A 460-nucleotide genomic window follows, 5' to 3' on the forward strand; every position below is an offset into this window, starting at 1 on the left:
CCTACGGCGAGCCCGGCGATCGGCTGTGGGTGCGGGAGGCCTGGGCAGCAGATGCCCAGGTAGACGCAATCGCGCCGAGCGACCTCAGCCAAGGTGAACCGATCTGGTACCCGGCAGACCTCAGCGTCCGGCAGACAGGATGCTCCATGATCTCTAAGGGCCGCGTTCGCCCCTCTATCCATATGCCGCGTTGGGCCTCCCGCATCCTGCTGGAGCTCACCGCCGTTCGCATAGAACACCTGCAGGACATCAGCGAGGAGCAGGCACGGGCCGAGGGATATCCCGCCGAGCGCGAATGCGAAACGGGCGGTAGTGGCTTGGATGCTTGGCTCTGGTTCCGCTCCCTTTGGGGAGAGATCAACGGACCAGAGGCTTTCACCGCCAATCCCTGGGTCTGGGTCATCGAATTCAAGCGGGTGACACCATGAGCGCCATCATCAGCGAATGCGGCCAGTACCGT

At 63.7% G+C, this 460-nt stretch carries 1 protein-coding gene; it reads left to right on the top strand.

The features are described from left to right. The coding region (locus tag M8318_RS00195; protein ID WP_262660576.1) for an ASCH domain-containing protein at positions 1-428 on the top strand (428 nt) is incomplete at its 5' end. Positions 429-460: the final 32 nt, after the last annotated feature.

This window comes from Leclercia tamurae (assembly GCF_025566055.1).
Taxonomy (GTDB): Bacteria; Pseudomonadota; Gammaproteobacteria; order Enterobacterales; family Enterobacteriaceae; genus Enterobacter; species Enterobacter tamurae.